A 15,492-nucleotide genomic window follows, 5' to 3' on the forward strand; every position below is an offset into this window, starting at 1 on the left:
CGAGATTCGCTGCGGGCAACCTGCACCGCGCCCACCAAGGAGAACCGAGAATGAGCACCCGCGATGATGTCTTGGCCGTCGTCAAGCGCCACCTCGTGGACACCGTCGAAGGGATCGATGTGGCCCAAGTCGACCCCGCGAAGTCGATGAAAGACCTCGGCGCCAACAGCCTCGACATCGTCGAGGTCGTCTCCTGCAGCATGCGCGAGCTCAAGGTGAAGATCCCCCGCGCCGAGCTCAACAGGCTCACCAACATCGACGAACTCGTCGACCTGCTGCACAAGACCCTGCAAGAGAAGCAGGCCGCCGCGTCCTGAACCGCGGCGGTGCATGTCCCCGGGGCCAGGGTCCTGGGGGGACATGTCCGACCAGCCAGACCTTCGCGCCCGCGCTGCGCATGCCGCAGCCCGGGCGCGCTCGTCGTCGCGGAACCCGGACGCGCTGCGTCGCGCTCGAGCGTCGTGACGCCGAGCGCTTCGCGGCGTGTCTCGGCTCGCTGCGTCTGGGACGCTCGACGAGCGGGCGGGGCTGTCCGTCGCTCGAGCCGCGCGGGTCAACGTCGTGATCCCGACGGGGTCGGGGCGCGCTGGCGCTGCGGTGATGCGTGCCTGTCCTTCGGGACAGGTGAAACGGTGCGACCTCAGGCCGGCGGCAGGCGGCGGACCAGCGCCTCGGCGCGGCGCCAGGCCGACACCACGAGCAGGCCCCACGCGTTGAGGCCGAGCGCGACCGCGAGGGCGACTGTCCAGAAGGACAGGTCGAGGCGGATCGCCGCGCACGCCGTGGCGACGTAGAGGAGCGCGAGGTGGGTGTCGTGGCCGAGCAGGGCCGCCATGCGCATCGGTCCGGCCAGCAGCGAGCGAGCGGCGCCCGGCGCCGGGAGCGGTCCGCTGTGCTTCGGCCCGAGCAGGGCGGCGGCGATGTCGTGGAACACCGCGGGGCCGCGGACCTGCGAGGCCGGCGCGTCGTCGCCGACGGCGCCGGTGAGGTCGCGGAAGCGACGGCGCAGCTCGGCGTGGAGGCCGACCTGGATCAGCGCGCTGACCACCGCCAGCGACGCGAGCGTACAGGTCCATGGGTTGGCGGGCGCGGTACGAGTCGTCAGCGCGAGCCAAAAGGCCGCGCCGACCGCAAACTCGAGCGTGCCGGCCTCGACCTCGGCGGCACCGGCCACGAGCCGGCGGCCGCGGCTGGCGACGGTGAACGCGAACAGCAGCCAGGCGGGGAAGATCCAGTCCACGCCGTGCGGCGCGGCCAGCAGCACGGCGACGGCGCCGGTGAGGCCGACCACGAGTCCGGCGAGGGTCAGCAGCTCGACGCTCGGCGCCGGTCGCACCCGCGCGAGCACCCACGCTGCGAGCGGCCGATGGAGGTGGCGATCGAGGATGCCCTCGGTGATCGGATCGTCGTCAGCCATCGCCCCGGAGGGTGGGCGGGGCTCCGGGCGCTGTCAAGCGAGCCCCGGCGCCGCCGAAAACCGCTCAGGAACGCGGCTTGACGTTGTCGGGGAGAACGAGCCCCTGGCCGTCGAGCGTCTTCCAGAACGCGGGCCAGCGCGAGATCTCGCGCAGGGTCGGCAGCACGTCGACGGGGTTGTGCGGGTACGTGCGGCGCAGGAACAGCACCGCGGCCTCGGCCGATGGCGCCTCGAGGAAGTGGGCCTCGCCGGGCGGATACTCGTAGCGGAACTTGAGCAGCGGCGGCATCACGGGGCGGGGCTCCGGCGGTGCGTATCCCACAGCACCTCGGGCACGGCGAAGGCGTGGGCCGCGGCGCGGGCGACGACGAAGAAGTAGTCGCTGAGGCGATTGATGTAGCGGACGGCCTCGCCGCGGACCGGCTCGACGCGGCTCAGCGCGACCACGGTGCGCTCGGCGCGGCGACACACGGTGCGCGCGAGGTGGGCGTGGGCGCCGAGCGGCCCGCCGCCCGGCAGGATGAAGCTGCGCAGCGGCGGGAGGTCGGCGTTCCACGCGTCGAGCTCGTGCTCGAGGCGCGTCACGTCGGCCTCTTCGACGCGCAGCGGCGCCTTGCCCTCGGTCGCGCCCGGCGTCGCCAGCTCGGCGCCGAGGTCGAACAGCTCCTGCTGGATCTGCCCGAGCTGGGCGTCGAGCGCCGCCAGGAAGTCGCGGCGCTCGCCGGGCTCGGTGCGGGCGACCTCGACGCGCAGCACGCCGATCACGGCGTTGAGCTCGTCGACTTCGCCATAGGCGGCGACCCGCGGGGCGTCCTTGCCCACGGTGTCACCGCTGGCGAGCATGGTGTCGCCGCGGTCGCCGAACTTGGTGTAGACCTTGCTGATGTAGACCACGGGGCTGTCCGATCGGCCAGGTTCGCGGGGGCAGGTGCTTTGAAGCAGGCGCAAAGGGACATGTTCGTCAGAACATGTCCCTCAGAACAGCCGGGTCAGCGGTTCTTCAGCGCGGCGATGAGGCGGGGCTGGAGCTCGGGGATGATGACGAACACCCACCCGAGCTGAGCCTTGACGCCGTCGACGAGGATCGCCCAGCGGTGGCGATCGTCGAGCTCGATGACGAAGATCAGGAGGCCGTTGTCGCCCTCGATGATGAACTTGTTGATGCCCTTGGCGAGGGCGTCCTCCGAGCGGGTCAGCGCCGTGTGCAGCTGCTCGGACAGACGGTTGAACATGGCGCAGGCCTTGGGCGCCGAGTTGATGCCCGCGAGCGACATGCCCGAGGCTTTGCTGATGATGTCGACGCTGATGAGGCCGCCCATCAGGTGGTCGTCCAGCTCCTCGAGGATGGCCTTCACGACCTTGAGGTCCATGTCTGACAGCTCCTTGTCGCGCGCTGCAACGTTGGGGGCGGCCGCGTAGGCCGGCGTCGGTGTAGAGAGGGGCAGCGGCGGAAGTGGCGGGACGGTGACCGGCGCAGCTCGCTGCGGCTTCTCGATCACAGGCACCGGCGGAGGGGAGGGCGGCGTCGCGGACCGCGGCTCGTGGCGAGCCGGTGGTTCGCGTGGCGGCGGGTCGTGACGCGGCGGCGGCTCGTTGCGCGAAGCCTCGTCGCGTTGCCGCGCCCGATCCATCAACAGCGCGACGATCGAAGTGTGTCGCACCGTCTGCGGGCAGTTCTCCGGCAACTGCGACGACGAGACGCTGCCTTCGCGCCAATCGAGGATCGTGTTGACGGCGTCGTCACCCTGGGCCGCGCCGGTCTCGGCGTGGACGAGGTTGCCGCCCTGGAAAAACATCGCGCCGACGCCATGCGGCGACTCGACGGACAGCTTGATCGACATGCGCGATGTCTGCGCAAGTTGCAGGATGTCCCAAAGTTCAAATCCACCGATCTGGGCGATCGTGGTTGCCATTATTCGCCTCCCCGTGGCCCACGTGGGCCGCGACCGCGATCGGCGGGACAGCTCCCGCCGGTGTTGGTCTGGGTACAATACCGCGCCTGCTCATATCTTTGGGACAGGTTCTTCACGCGAGCCTGCGGCGACGCCATCTCAGCCCAGGTTCGTGGGGCCGTAACGGCATCGCGTGTGTCCCGTCTCACTCGGATTACGAGGTTTGGCGTCCGAACTAGCATCCGCGCTCGCCGGGCAAGCCTGCGGTCAAGGCTTTTCGCCCGCCACGCTAACACCAGCTTCAGAAGAAAGCTACGTTGGAGACGCCGGGCACGCAGCGCGCTGAGTGCGCAGCGCCGCACCGATCCCTCGGGACCTGCCGGTCGAGTCTGTCTCGCGTCTGGCATCACCGCAGCAGGGCGTAGGCCGACGTCATCAGCAAATTCGCGATCGCCAAAGGCATCGCGGTTCGCTCGAGAAAGTTGAGAGCAGCGCGCGCACGCGAGCCGGTGACCGCCGCGTGAAGCCGCTGCACGAGCCATACGACGGCAGCGATCTTCGCCGTCGCCACGACTGCGCTGATGAACAGCACCACGCCGTGGCTGCTGCCCGTCAGCGTCGCGGCGGGCAGACCACCGCCGAGGAAACAGGCGACGAACGCAGCGGCGAAGGCCCAGCGCTCGAGTCGTGTCGACGGCGGCGCGGCGGCGACCGCGAGCGCGACGGCTGCGGCGATCGGTTGCACGAAAATTCCCCAGGCGGGGGGGATCGCAGCGCTGCCGACGAGGGCCGTCGCTTGCTCCCCCACGAGATGCCGTGGATCGAGGGTGCCAAAGGCCAGCAAAGGGCCGGCGAATGCGGCGGCGAGGGCGAGGTCGCGCGACGCGAGCCGACGCGCCACCGCGGTCCGCTCGGCGAGGCGAGCGAGACCCGCGAGCACGAGGGCCACGAGGTAGACGAGCCAGCCCTCGCCCACGGCCATCAGCGACAGCGGGACACCGCCCCGCCCGACGGCGCACTGCTCGACGTCCGCCGCGGAGAGGCTGCGACCGACAGCGTCGAGGCATAACCCCGGACCGAACGGGAACAGCGCGACGACGGCGATCAGCGGCAGCCATGAGGTCCAGGCGAACCGCGTACGCCGCGTCGAGAACCACCCCAGCGCGACGAGCGCGAGCAGCAACCCGGTACGAAGCGCGGTGCGGCGTAGATCGCCTGCGAGGTCGGGCTGCTCGTAGCGGAGCTCGACGATCTGGGGCGCCTCACCCGCTGCGAAGAGGAGGCGGGCGCTGCCGGAGCGAGCCGCGCCGCCGCGGGTGAAGTGATCGCGGTCGACGCGGAGGCGCAGGCTCACGGCCCCGCCGGCAGCGATCTCCCGCGGGTACTCGCGGTTCTCGATGGCGAAGGCGCCCCAGTCGGGCGTGCGCGTGTCGAACCGGATCCGCGACAGCGGCACGGTCGCCTCGCCGTGATTCACGAGGCGCAGCTCGAGTCGCTCGGCGGCGGGAGTGAACACGAGCGACCCGGGCTCGGCGCGCACGCCGGCGAGCGGGGTGCCGCAGCCGAGCGTGAGCGCGAGGAGGGCGAGGCAGGGAAGGGCACGCGTGGCGCCACGCGACGGCGACGAGACGATGCGCGGCGAGGAGTCGTGCTCGCCGATGGGGGGCACGGTACCTGCGTCGGGTCTCGTCGGTGCGCACGTCATGGCGAGCGCAGACGGGGCGAGGTTGATCTTCCTGGCGAGCGCGGACGCGTGGGTCGCCGCGAAGTTGTCGGTCGCGGCGGTGAGGGTCATGTCGAGCGCGGACTCCATGACGAGCGTGCGTGCAGTGTTGTTGTCGACACCGCGATGCACTTCGGGCTCGATGACACCGCGATGCACTGCGAGCTCGTCGAGGCCGCGATGCGCCTCGGACACGACGAGACCGCGATGCACTGCGAGCTCGACGCCACCGCGATGCACTGCGAGCTCGTCGATACCGCGAGGCAATTCGAGCGCGACGCCACCGAGGCTCGCCTCGATCTCGACCTGCGGCATCATGAGCACGAGCATATCGTCGCCGCGGCTCGCCGACGCGGGCGTAGGCGAGGCAGCGGCGCGCGGGCGGCTCATGGTGCGCGGGTCAGCGAGGGCCAGGCGATCGCGGTCGCCAGGCCGAGCAGACCGAGGCCGGCGGCGCTGACCCAGAGAGCAGGTCCTTCGGGACATGTCGTACTGGACAGGCAGACCGCGGCGGTCGGCGCGAACAGGACCAGGGCCAGCGCGAGGGCGAAGCCGAGGCCGGCCAGCGCCAGCAGACCGCCGGTGTCGACGGGCTGACGCGGACGCAGCCGGACCAGACCCTCGCCCGCATCGGACCCCGGCGCGGCTTGCTGCTTGGCGTGGGCGCGGACGAGACCCGCGAGGACAACGACGAGCCCGACGGCTGCGACGAGCGGCAGATAGTCGAGCAGGGGTCCCATCTACGGGATGTTCCCTTCCATGGCGAGCTCGAACACCTCGACGTCGTCGGCGTCCTTGGCCATGAGGAAGGCGCGCAGCGGGCGTTCGCCGCGGTACACCTTGAGCTCGCTGTGGATCGCCCGCGCGGCCTCTTCGGCCGGGATCCCGAGCTCGAACGCCCCCATCAGCGGGACGGCGACGCTCGTGAAGCCCTTGACCTTGCAAGCGACCAGCACCGCCGCGGTGGCGCGCAGGACATCCTCGACCTGGACGCGACCGCCGGGGCGATCGGTGTTGGGCACGTGGATGAGGTACTTGGCCTTCATCCGGCCCGCCGGCGTGACGAACGCGGCGCCGATCGCCAGCGGGGTGTGCTCCTTCACCATGACCTCGATCTCGCGACCGGCGAGGTCGCGGATCTTGTTGGCCGGGAAGTGACTCATCACGCCCTCGGAGTTGGTCGGACACACAAAGGCGTCGACCGCGATCTGCTCCCAGGGCAAGGTCGAGATCTGGATCTCGACGGACTCGTTGATGTCGGTGGCCACGCGCGGACCTTACTCAAGCCTGCAGCATCGAGTCCAGCTCAGCGGCGATCGCGGACTCGGGCTCGTTGCGGACGGTCGAGAGCTCGCGGATGACCAGGTTCCGGGCGGTCTGCAGCATCTGCCGCTCGCCGTGCGAGAGGTTCTTGGTGTGCTTGAGCAGGCTCAGGTCGCGGTAGACCTCGCCGACCTCGAACAGCGAACCGGTGCGGATCTTCTCCATGAAGCCGCGGTAGCGCCGGTTCCAGGTCTGGCGATCGCAGGGGACCTCGTGGTCGCGCAGCAGATCGTACAGCTCGTCGATCATCTCGCCGTCCGCCAGCGCCCGCATGCCGTTCTCTTCGGCCTTGGCGACCGGCACGATGATCTTCAGCCCGGAGCCGAAGACGCGCAGGTGATAGAACTGGAACGGGCGCGACTCGATGATTTTCGTCTCGAGGGCCATGACCTCGGCGACACCGTGAGTCGGGTAAACGGCCTTCTCACCAACGTTGAATCGGGGTTGCATCGGCAGTTCGTCTCCAGGCGTTTGCGCGCGCCCCTCTGCACCTCTTGTGCCGCCGACTGGTCGGCGCGCAGGGTGGGGGACAAAATCCCCCATCTTCAGGGTAGTTCGGGACAGTGGGCCCGGTGCAGGCCAGCTCGGCGTCGATGCAGGTGCCTTTAAGCGGAAAAAAGGCCCAGGGGGCCGATTGGGGCAGTCCTGCGGGTGACGGCGCGGCGTGTGGATGGCGCGGCGGAAAGGGCGAAGAAGCAGCGACAAGCCAAGGGGGGTCGAAAACGCGGACGGCCGCCCGGACACCGGTCGGCCACTTGCCGGCATCGCTGGAGCCGGCGCGTCAGGTGGCTACTGCGGGTGGCAACGACTGTCGCCACCACGGACGAGCGGGTTTGCCCGCCTGTCGGGCAAAGTAGATAGCAGCGGGCCAAGGCGCGTCCAGTGAAAAGAACGGCGTGAACCTGGCATATCTCACTGCAGGGCCACGATCCGCCATCCCTGAGGAGTCTGCTCGAGCGTCAGGGCCCTCCCGGGCTCGTAGCGCAGGATCGCACGCTCCATCCCGGGCGTGTACTCGATGGAGCCCGGTTGCTTCAGGAGTTGCTCCAGCAGGTCCGCACGCCGATTCCAGTCGTCCCGGAGGCGCGAAGAGAGATCGTCCGCGAGCAGCGCGGAAAGCGCGCCGAGATCGGCCCGCCGTACGGCCGCCAGAAAGGCCCGAATCGCGCTCGCTGGGGTCGAGAGGTCCGGCAGGCCCGGCAGCCCGGACACGACCTGGTACCGGCCGCCCACGAACGCCCACGCGAGGGCGGCGCCGTCGTGGACGGTCTCGCCCCCGCGCAGCGGTGCCTCAAGCGCGGGCGGCAAGGTCTCGATGGCGGCCCTGGCGGCGGAGCGCTCACCAGCCTGCGCCTTCCAGCGCGCGGCGAACGCCGCTTTGGAGGTGGCAGCGCGAAGCTCGGGGCTGAGCAGAGCGTAGGCCGCTGCTGGATCGTCGGCGGCCAGGGCGCGGGCATAGGCCTCGCGCAAGGCCTCGGGGCTGCGCGCGCCGCCACCGCCGCGACAGGCGAGCAGCATCGCGGCGAGCAGCAGAGGCGCCGCGCGGCGAAGCGTCGAACGAAGCGCGCCGGAGGGCACGGCGCCGATCGCGACGGAGGAGCGACGGACGCTGGAGGCGTTGCGGGGCGAGGGCACGGGCTGGGGAGCTTCCTGTCGGAAAGGCCAGGTCGGCTCAGGCCTTGGGCCCGCTGCGCTTGTCGAGGATGATGTCGTGGGCGAGGTCGTCGCGCATCGCGGGGTAGTCGATGGTGTAGTGGAGGCCGCGCGACTCCTTGCGCTGGCGGGCGCACTCGATGATGAGGCTGCCGACGAGGGAGATGTTGCGCAGCTCGAGCACGTCGCGGGTGACGCGGAACTTCCAGTAGTACTCGAGGATCTCCTCGCGGATGAGGTCGAGCCGCCGGCGCCCGCGCTCGAGTCGCTTGTCCGAGCGCACGATGCCGACGAAGTTCCACATGGCGGCGCGAACCTCCTCCCAGTTGGCCGAGACCATGACGGCCTCGTCGGAGTCGCGCGCGGCGCCCTCGTTCCACGGGCTGACGTGGTCCGGCGGGCCGCGACCGAAATCGTCGCAGGCCTGCGCCGCGCCGTCGGCCAGGACCACGGCTTCGAGCAAGCTGTTGGACGCGAGGCGGCAGGCGCCGTGGAGGCCGCTCATGGCGACCTCGCCGATCGCCATCAGGCCGGGGACGTCGGTGCGGCCGTGGCGATCGACGACGATGCCGCCGCACATGTAATGGGCCGCGGGGACCACGGGGATGGGGTCCTTGCGCATGTCGATGCCGACCGACATGCAGCGAGCGTGGATCGCCGGGAAGCGGCTGACCACGTAGTCGGGATCGAGGTGCGTCATGTCGAGGAACACGCAGCGCTCACCCGACCGCTTGAGCTCGGCGTCGATCTCACGGGCGACGACGTCGCGCGGGGCGAGCGAACCCATGGGGTGGCGCTCGGCCATGAGGTCACTGCTGTCGGCCCGCCGCAGGATGCCGCCCTCGCCGCGCAGCGCCTCGGAAATAAGGAAGGTGTTGGCGTCCGGGTGGTGCAGGCAGGTCGGGTGGAACTGCATGAACTCGAGGTTGGCGACCGGGGCGCCGATCCGGTACGCGATCGCTACCCCGTCGGCGGTGGCGACCGCGGGGTTGGTGGTGTAGCGGTAGACCCGGCCGGCGCCGCCGGTGGCGAGGACGGTGATCGGGGCGACAAAGGCCTCGACCCGATCGGCGGCGCTGTTGAGGGCATAGACGCCGAAGCACCCGCGGCTGCCGTCGACCTTGGTCCAGCTGAGGAGGTCGATGACGGTGTGGTGCTCGTGGATGGTGATGTTGGGGTGGGCGTGCGCGGCGGCCAGCAGGGCGCGCTCGATCTCGTGGCCGGTGGTGTCGCGGTGATGCACGACGCGCCGGCGCGAGTGCCCGCCCTCGCGCCCGAGCTCGAACGGGGCGTGCTCGTCGCCGCCGACGCGATCGAAGTGGACGCCGTAGCGCTCGGCGAGGCGGCGGACGAGGGCCGGGCCGCGCTGGACGGCGTAGGTGACCATGTCGCGGTTGCAGAGGCCGGCGCCGACGGTCAGCGTGTCCTCGATGTGCTCCTCGAGCGAGTCGTCGCCGGAGAACACGGCCGAGATCCCGCCCTGGGCCCAGCGGGTGTTGCTCGACTCGGCGCGGTGCTTGGTGAGGATCACCACCGGACCGCGGTCAGCGACCTCGAGGGCGAAGTAGAGGCCCGCGAGCCCGCTGCCGAGCACGAGGTAGCGCGCGTGGTGGATCGGCGTGCCCGCAGTCATGGTCGTGCCGCGAAAGTAGCAGAGCGGCGGGGCCGGTCGACAAGGGTCGGCGGCGGCGATAGGCTGGACCTGTGGGAGCGGATCGGCCCCTGTCGCCCCTGAGAGCCGGACTGGCGGTGCTGGCGGCGATCGTGATCGCGTCGGCCGCGAGCTCGGCGCGAGCGGCCGAGCCGACCTACCGCCGCTACACGGACGCGCAGGGGGTGGTCCACGTGACGCCGGTTCGCGCTGTCGGCGCGGGCAGCCGCCGCGAGGCCGAGGACATGCCCGGCAGCGGCGGCGAAGCGGGGGCGCCGAAGACGGCCGCGTCCGAGGCAGAGACGGGGGCGCCCCGCCGCGATCTGCAGGTCGAGGTCGCCGAGGCGCTGGCCGACGAGCGCTCGCGCCGGTGGGAGACGCACATCCGTGGGGCGGCGCGGCTGTATCAGCTGCCGGAGTCGCTGGTGCGCGCGGTGATTCACACCGAGAGCAACTACCACCCGGGCGCGGTCAGCAGCACCGGGGCGATGGGGCTGACGCAGCTGATGCCGTCGACGGCGCGGTTCCTCGGGGTCCAGCAGCCGTTCGACCCGCGGCAGAGCATCTACGGGGGGGCCAAGTTCCTGCGGCTGCTGGCCAATCGGTTCGGCGGCGACATGGTGCTGGTGGCGGCCGGGTATTTCTCGGGGGCCGGGGCGGTGCAGAAGTACGGCGGCGTACCGCCTCACGCGGGGGTGCGTGCGTACGTGAAGGCGGTCCTGCGCCGGTTTTACGCGTACGAGCGGCTGCTGCAGGACGGGGCCGGCGGGGCGAGCCCCGCGCGGGCGATCGCCGGGCCGTGAGCCGCGGCGATTTCGCCGGGCCGCGCGTCTTGTCCTTGGACCTGGACCGCGCTTCGCGGTAGGCTCCCGCGGCTTTTGTGAAGAGGTATGAAGGCTTCCGCCGGGAGATCCTGAATCTCCCCAACATGATCACCATCGGCCGGGTGTTCCTCATCCCGCCGGTGCTCATGCTGATCGACAAGACCGATCCGTGGCGCTGCGTGCTCGCGTCGCTGCTGTTCACCGTCGCGTCGCTGCTCGATCTCATCGACGGCTGGCTGGCGCGCCGAGCCGGCCTGGTGACGGTGTTCGGCAAGTTCGTCGACCCGCTCGCCGACAAGATCATGGTCTCGGCGGTGCTCATCTATCTGGTGATGGATGACCGCGCACCGGCGTGGCTGGTGGTGCTGCTGCTGACCCGCGAGTTCTACATCAACGGGCTGCGCTCGCTGGCCAGCTCGGAGAACATCATCATCGCGGCCAGCGCCGGCGGGAAGGCCAAGACGGCGTTCCAGCTGACGGGCATCTCGTTCCTGCTGATGCACTTCCGCTACCGCCTGCCAGGGGTCGAGGAGGCGCTCGACTTCCATCGCATCGGCCTGGTGCTGCTCGGGCTGTCGGTGTTCGTGTCGATCAAGAGCGCGGTCGACTACACGTTCGGCTTCCGCGAGGCGCTGGCGCAGAAGAACGCCGAGTGAGCCGGGCTCGCCAGATCGCGGCCCTGGCCGCGTCGGAGCCGGGTGGGGCGCTGGTGTGGCTCGACGGCGGCGATGGGCGCGGGTTCGTGGCGCTCGAGCCCGACATCGAGATCGTGGCCGACGACCTCGAAGGGTTGGCGGCCGTCGAGGCGCTGTGGCGCGCCGAACCGGAGTTCCCGTGGTTCGGCTGGCTGACGTACGAGGTCGGCACGGCGGCGCTGCTCGGCCGGCCGCCGGTCGCGGCGACCCTCCCCGGGCTGGTGCTGCGGCGCTATCGAGCGGCGCTCGAGCTGGGGGAGCGTGAGCGGATCGTCGGGGATCCGCGTGCCGGGGCAGCGTTGATGGCGCGGCTGGAGCGGGGGTCCTGGCCTTCGGGACAGTCGTGGCCGCTCGGCCCGGTGGAGGCGCAGGTCGCCGCCGACGACTATCGGGCGCGGGTGCGTCAGGCGCAGGCGTTCATCGCCGCGGGGGAGACGTACCAGATCAACCTGACGCAGCCGTTCGTGGCGGAGTGGTTGCCGGAATGGGCCGGTCGGCCGCTGGCGGCCAGGGCGGCGGCCGTGTACGCGGCGCTACAGGCGGCGACGCCGGCGAGCATGGGGGCGCTGCTGGCGGTCGAGACCGGGCGGCCGTGTGGGCGCTGGGTGATCTCCAACTCGCCGGAGACGCTGCTGGCGATCGAACTGGGGGCGGGGGAGGACGGCGGCGACCTGGCGCGGTCGTGGCCGATCAAGGGGACGCGCCCACGAGGCTCCGATCCGGAGCGCGACCGGGCGGCCCAGGAAGCGTTGAAGCAGAGCACCAAAGATCTGGCCGAACACGTGATGATCGTTGACTTAGTTCGCAGCGATCTCGGCCGGCTTGCGCGCCCCGGTTCGGTCCGGGCGCCGGCCCGCCCGGAGCTGGTGACGCTGCCGACGGTGCACCACCTGGTGTCGGAGGTCCGCTGCACGCTGCGGCCGGACTGGTCGCTCGCGGAGGTGATCGCCGCGGTGTTCCCCGGCGGGAGCGTGACCGGGGCGCCGAAGCGGCGGACGGTCGAGCATATCGAGCGGCTCGAGCAGCGGGTCCGTGGGATCTACTGCGGGGCGATCGTGGCGCTGACGCCCGACGGGCTGCGCTGCAGCATCCCGATCCGCACGGGGGTGGCCGACGCGGCCGGGCTGTGGCTGCAGAGCGGCGGGGGGATCGTGATCGACTCCGACCCGGAGGCCGAACGCCGCGAGTGCTGGGCCAAGATGCGGGCGTTCGAGCGGGAGTGAGCCCCTACGCGGTGCTCGATGTGCCCTGACCTGCGAGAGGCTGGGCAGGCAGGCTGTTCGGGAGCAGGGGGGCGGGAGGGGCGTAGCCCACGCTCCGGCGCCCCTGGGGCGTTTCGCAGGCTTGGGGGCTCGGTGGGGCTCCCCGACGTCAATCGTGGCAGGAGCCGCTCACAGCTCGTACAGGCGGGTCGGGTAGAGAGCACCACGCTCGCGGCGGCTCCGAGCTGAGTCCCTGGGGCCTCGAGGGCTGCTCGGGGGCTGCTGAGGCTTTCGCTGCCGGTCCAGCGACCGGCAGCCGCCAGTGCGAGGCTTCACCGCGGCAGAGCCCCACGCAGCTCGCAGGGGCCTTCAAGCCGCGGTTTGGGGCCCTGGGGCTGGCGCTGTCGAAGCCGGTGCGGCGCGGCTGATCGGTCGTGGGCAAAGGCCGGGAGGCGCCTTCGTGGCGATGCTCAGCCGGTGGACTCTGGCTTGGGAGAATTCTCGGATGTTTCAGGCGGTTGCGCATGAAACATCAAGTAAGGGATGAGCAGCGCCACGCCGACGACGAGGGCGACGTCGGCCACGTTGAAGTTGGGCCAACAGTAACCGCGGGGGCTCCACGGGGCGCAGACGCGGATGAAGTCGACCACGCCGTAGTGGAGGTCGCCGAGGTGGTCGGTGTCCTGGCGCAGCAGGCGGTCGTGCATGTTGCCGAGGGCGCCGCCGATGATGCTGCCGATGGCGAAGAAGCCGTAGAGGCGGTCGGTCGGCAGCTTGCGGACCAGGGCGGCCATGTAGACGACCGTCACCAAGGTGACGACGATGAACACGGGGCGCGAGAAGTCCTGGCCGCGCATGAAGCCGAAAGCGGAGCCCGTGTTGAAGCTGTAGGACCAGTGGAACCAGTTGCCGATCGCGGCGATCGCCTTGTTCGGCGGCCGGAGGTTGTTCCAGGCCCAGCTCTTGGTCACGAGGTCGAGGATCAGGAACACCGCGGCTGCCGACGCGGTGACGAGGATCGCCCGGAGCCGGGCGGACTTCGAAGCTGGCGTGTCGCTCATGTAGGGCCGAAAGCCCGGCCAGTGTACCCGAGGCAACCGGGCGAGCAAGCGCGGCCGCCGCTGGCGCCGGCGGTGTTTTACGGCGATCGGTGGGCTCGCGCGGACCCACGAAGATGAGCGCCGCAGCGCTGCCGGGGACGGCGGCGCGGCTGGGCGCTCATGCAGCGGCGGCTTCGAGGCGCGCCAGGACGATCGCTCGGGCCGCGCTCACGCGGCAGGGCGGGCGTCGGGGGGCGCATCGGTGCGCGGGAGCACGAGCAGGAACAGGAGCACGCCGGCGACGAGGACGGCGTCAGCGATGTTGAAGGCCGGCCAGGTCTTGCCGCCCCACAGGTAGACGACGATGAAGTCGACGACGCAGTAGTCGCCGGCGTAGACCCGCACGAGGCGGTCGTGGAGGTTGCCGAGGGCGCCGCCAGCGATGAGGCCGATGGCGACGAAGGCGGCGCGGCTGGTGGTCGGCAAGGTCCGCGCGAGGTGGACGAGGTAACCGACGGCGGCCAGGGTGACGACGATGAAGAAGTAGCGCGCCCAGTCGACGCTGTTGAGGAACCCGAAGGCCGAGCCGGGATTGCAGGCGAAATCGAAGTGCAGCAGCTTGTCGCTGACCTTCACTGCCGCCTGGTCACGCAGGTTGTTCCACACCCACGCCTTGCTCCAAAGGTCGAGACCGAGGCTGAGACCGGCGATGACCGCTGCGAGGGCGATCCGCGATCCGCGTGTGGGTTCGGGTGGGGCGGCCATGGCGGGCGCGGAGCATACCAGGCCCGCGCGCCCCGTGAAGCCGTTAGCGAGGCGCGGGCCGTGATGTCGACCTCGTCCCGGCACGACGGCCTGGAGCCGCCGGGCGGACCTCGCGGCCGCCGCGACCGAGGAATTCGAGAGGGGTCGCAGCCTGGTCGATCGCACCGAGGAGCGCGCCTCGATGGATGGATCGTGAGGACAGAGACTTCGACCGGCCGATGCGGCGGCGACGTCGCTTCGCCGCGTCCTGGGGTCGAGGTCGGATCTCGGGGCCGCTACGGCCTCCAGGTTTAGGCCTCGATCGCTCGCCGTGACCGGAGTCGCCGGATCTTCAGGGCGGGTGATTCCGGCTCTGACGCTGCGGCGAACGATCTCAGGCGCGCTGGAGCAGGTCGAACAGGGCGGGACGGCGGCGGCGCGGCCAGGTCGAGCGCGGGTGGGCGAGCGCACGGCGGCCGCGAGAGACGCGTTGGTCCATGGCCTGGCGCGTCATGCCGTCGAGGGCCAGGGGGCGCTCGGCCTGCAGGTCGGCGAGCTCGCGCCGCTCCTCGCCGAGCAGCGCGGCGAGGGCGTTCTCCAGCAGGACGGCCTCGGGGAGGCGGAGCTCGCGGAGGGCGGCGCGGAGGCGGGCGCGCATGCGCAGCTCCTCGCGGGTGTCCTCGCCGGTGTCGCGCAGCTCCTCGGCGCGTGACTGGGCGTCGCGGGCCAGCGAGACCGACGCCGACGCGAGCAGGACGGTCAGCGGGCGGACCTCGGGGTCGGCGAGGTCGGGGTGATGCAGCAGCGTGGCGACCTCGGCGTAGGCGATCGCGTCGATGTCGGACTCCTCGCCGCCGACGACCTCGAACTCCTCGCCGCGGAACGCGGTGACGAACAGGCGCAGGCGGATGGCCTCGAACACCAGCAGCTCGGCGAGCGCGGCCTGGAGGGCGCTGCGCCGGTCGTCGTCGCTGCCGCGGGCGAAATCGAAGAGCATGTGCTGCAGCGGCGGGTTGCCGGCGCCGTTGGCCGCCAGCCGCGCCCACGGCTCGAGCTCTTCGGGGATCTCTAGGAAGAGGGCGTCGCGCAGGCCCTGGTGGAAGCCATGGAGGGCCGGGAAACGCGGGTCGCGGACCGCCGACAATAAAGAAAGGCCCTGGCGGCGCGCGCGCAGGGCCTCGTCGGCGAGGACGTCGAGTTCGGTCTGGAGCTCCACCACGTCGAGAGGAGCGGCGATGCCGCCGCCGGCCGGAAGAGGAAGGAGGTGGGTGACGGCGGCGGCGACGTTCATGGCGTGCTCAGGGGTTTAATCACCCGGCGAGGGCACG

General features: G+C 71.0%; 17 protein-coding genes. 4 read left to right on the plus strand and 13 right to left on the minus strand.

Going from position 1 to position 15,492, the window contains the following annotated elements:
• Positions 1 to 50 precede the first annotated feature (50 nt).
• On the plus strand, positions 51 to 317 hold the full coding sequence (locus POL25_RS20540; RefSeq protein WP_272087815.1) for a phosphopantetheine-binding protein: 267 nt from the start codon (positions 51 to 53) through the stop codon (positions 315 to 317).
• Positions 318 to 640: 323 nt separating this feature from the next.
• On the opposite strand, the gene POL25_RS20545 is transcribed toward POL25_RS20540, so the two are convergent.
• The 10 genes from POL25_RS20545 to nadB form a co-directional block, all read right to left on the minus strand.
• On the minus strand, positions 641 to 1,417 hold the full coding sequence (locus POL25_RS20545) for a hypothetical protein (protein ID WP_272087816.1): 777 nt from the start codon (positions 1,415 to 1,417) through the stop codon (positions 641 to 643).
• A gap of 64 nt (positions 1,418 to 1,481) precedes the next feature.
• Positions 1,482 to 1,709 (minus strand): hypothetical protein, encoded by a 228-nt coding sequence (locus POL25_RS20550; RefSeq protein ID WP_272087817.1) that lies wholly within the window; start codon positions 1,707 to 1,709, stop codon positions 1,482 to 1,484.
• Positions 1,706 to 2,311 (minus strand): cob(I)yrinic acid a,c-diamide adenosyltransferase, encoded by a 606-nt coding sequence (locus tag POL25_RS20555; protein ID WP_272088780.1) that lies wholly within the window; start codon positions 2,309 to 2,311, stop codon positions 1,706 to 1,708. Before POL25_RS20555 ends, POL25_RS20550 begins: the two co-directional genes overlap by 4 nt.
• A gap of 95 nt (positions 2,312 to 2,406) precedes the next feature.
• On the minus strand, positions 2,407 to 3,408 hold the full coding sequence (locus POL25_RS20560; RefSeq protein ID WP_272087818.1) for a DUF4388 domain-containing protein: 1,002 nt from the start codon (positions 3,406 to 3,408) through the stop codon (positions 2,407 to 2,409).
• 307 nt (positions 3,409 to 3,715) lie between these two features.
• The gene (locus POL25_RS20565) at positions 3,716 to 5,350 is read right to left on the minus strand and encodes an NADH-quinone oxidoreductase subunit H (RefSeq protein WP_272087819.1); all 1,635 of its coding nucleotides are present in this window, start codon (positions 5,348 to 5,350) and stop codon (positions 3,716 to 3,718) included.
• 68 nt (positions 5,351 to 5,418) lie between these two features.
• A complete protein-coding gene (locus tag POL25_RS20570) occupies positions 5,419 to 5,772 on the minus strand; it encodes a hypothetical protein (RefSeq protein ID WP_272087820.1) in 354 nt (117 codons plus the stop codon).
• Entirely contained in the window at positions 5,773 to 6,300 is a 528-nt protein-coding gene (locus POL25_RS20575) for a macro domain-containing protein (RefSeq protein WP_272087821.1), read from the minus strand.
• Between the two features lie 13 nt (positions 6,301 to 6,313).
• Complete coding sequence (locus POL25_RS20580) at positions 6,314 to 6,805, minus strand: CarD family transcriptional regulator (protein ID WP_272087822.1); 492 nt, start codon at positions 6,803 to 6,805, stop codon at positions 6,314 to 6,316.
• Between the two features lie 462 nt (positions 6,806 to 7,267).
• Entirely contained in the window at positions 7,268 to 7,990 is a 723-nt protein-coding gene (locus POL25_RS20585) for a hypothetical protein (protein ID WP_272087823.1), read from the minus strand.
• A gap of 37 nt (positions 7,991 to 8,027) precedes the next feature.
• The gene (gene nadB, locus POL25_RS20590; protein ID WP_272087824.1) at positions 8,028 to 9,641 is read right to left on the minus strand and encodes an L-aspartate oxidase; all 1,614 of its coding nucleotides are present in this window, start codon (positions 9,639 to 9,641) and stop codon (positions 8,028 to 8,030) included.
• 116 nt (positions 9,642 to 9,757) lie between these two features.
• Between nadB and POL25_RS20595 the strand changes: the two genes are divergently transcribed.
• The 3 genes from POL25_RS20595 to POL25_RS20605 all read left to right on the plus strand — a co-directional run bounded on the left by POL25_RS20595 (position 9,758) and on the right by POL25_RS20605 (position 12,401).
• The gene (locus POL25_RS20595) at positions 9,758 to 10,462 is read left to right on the plus strand and encodes a lytic transglycosylase domain-containing protein (protein WP_272087825.1); all 705 of its coding nucleotides are present in this window, start codon (positions 9,758 to 9,760) and stop codon (positions 10,460 to 10,462) included.
• Between the two features lie 77 nt (positions 10,463 to 10,539).
• On the plus strand, positions 10,540 to 11,139 hold the full coding sequence (pgsA, locus tag POL25_RS20600) for a CDP-diacylglycerol--glycerol-3-phosphate 3-phosphatidyltransferase (protein WP_272087826.1): 600 nt from the start codon (positions 10,540 to 10,542) through the stop codon (positions 11,137 to 11,139).
• Positions 11,136 to 12,401, plus strand: a complete 1,266-nt coding sequence (locus POL25_RS20605; RefSeq protein WP_272087827.1) for a chorismate-binding protein — start codon at positions 11,136 to 11,138, stop codon at positions 12,399 to 12,401. Before pgsA ends, POL25_RS20605 begins: the two co-directional genes overlap by 4 nt.
• Positions 12,402 to 12,850: 449 nt before the next feature.
• Here the strand turns inward: POL25_RS20605 and POL25_RS20610 are convergent, their stop codons facing one another.
• From POL25_RS20610 to POL25_RS20620, 3 genes are all read right to left on the minus strand, one after another.
• Positions 12,851 to 13,441, minus strand: a complete 591-nt coding sequence (locus POL25_RS20610) for a signal peptidase II (RefSeq protein ID WP_272087828.1) — start codon at positions 13,439 to 13,441, stop codon at positions 12,851 to 12,853.
• Between the two features lie 207 nt (positions 13,442 to 13,648).
• Positions 13,649 to 14,185, minus strand: a complete 537-nt coding sequence (lspA, locus tag POL25_RS20615) for a signal peptidase II (RefSeq protein ID WP_272087829.1) — start codon at positions 14,183 to 14,185, stop codon at positions 13,649 to 13,651.
• Positions 14,186 to 14,558: 373 nt separating this feature from the next.
• Positions 14,559 to 15,455: a hypothetical protein gene (locus tag POL25_RS20620; RefSeq protein ID WP_272087830.1), complete on the minus strand. Its 897-nt coding sequence runs from the start codon at positions 15,453 to 15,455 to the stop codon at positions 14,559 to 14,561.
• Between the last annotated feature and the right edge of the window lie 37 nt (positions 15,456 to 15,492).

It is taken from the genome of Nannocystis bainbridge (assembly GCF_028368995.1).
Lineage (GTDB): Bacteria > Myxococcota_A > Polyangia > Nannocystales > Nannocystaceae > Nannocystis > Nannocystis bainbridge.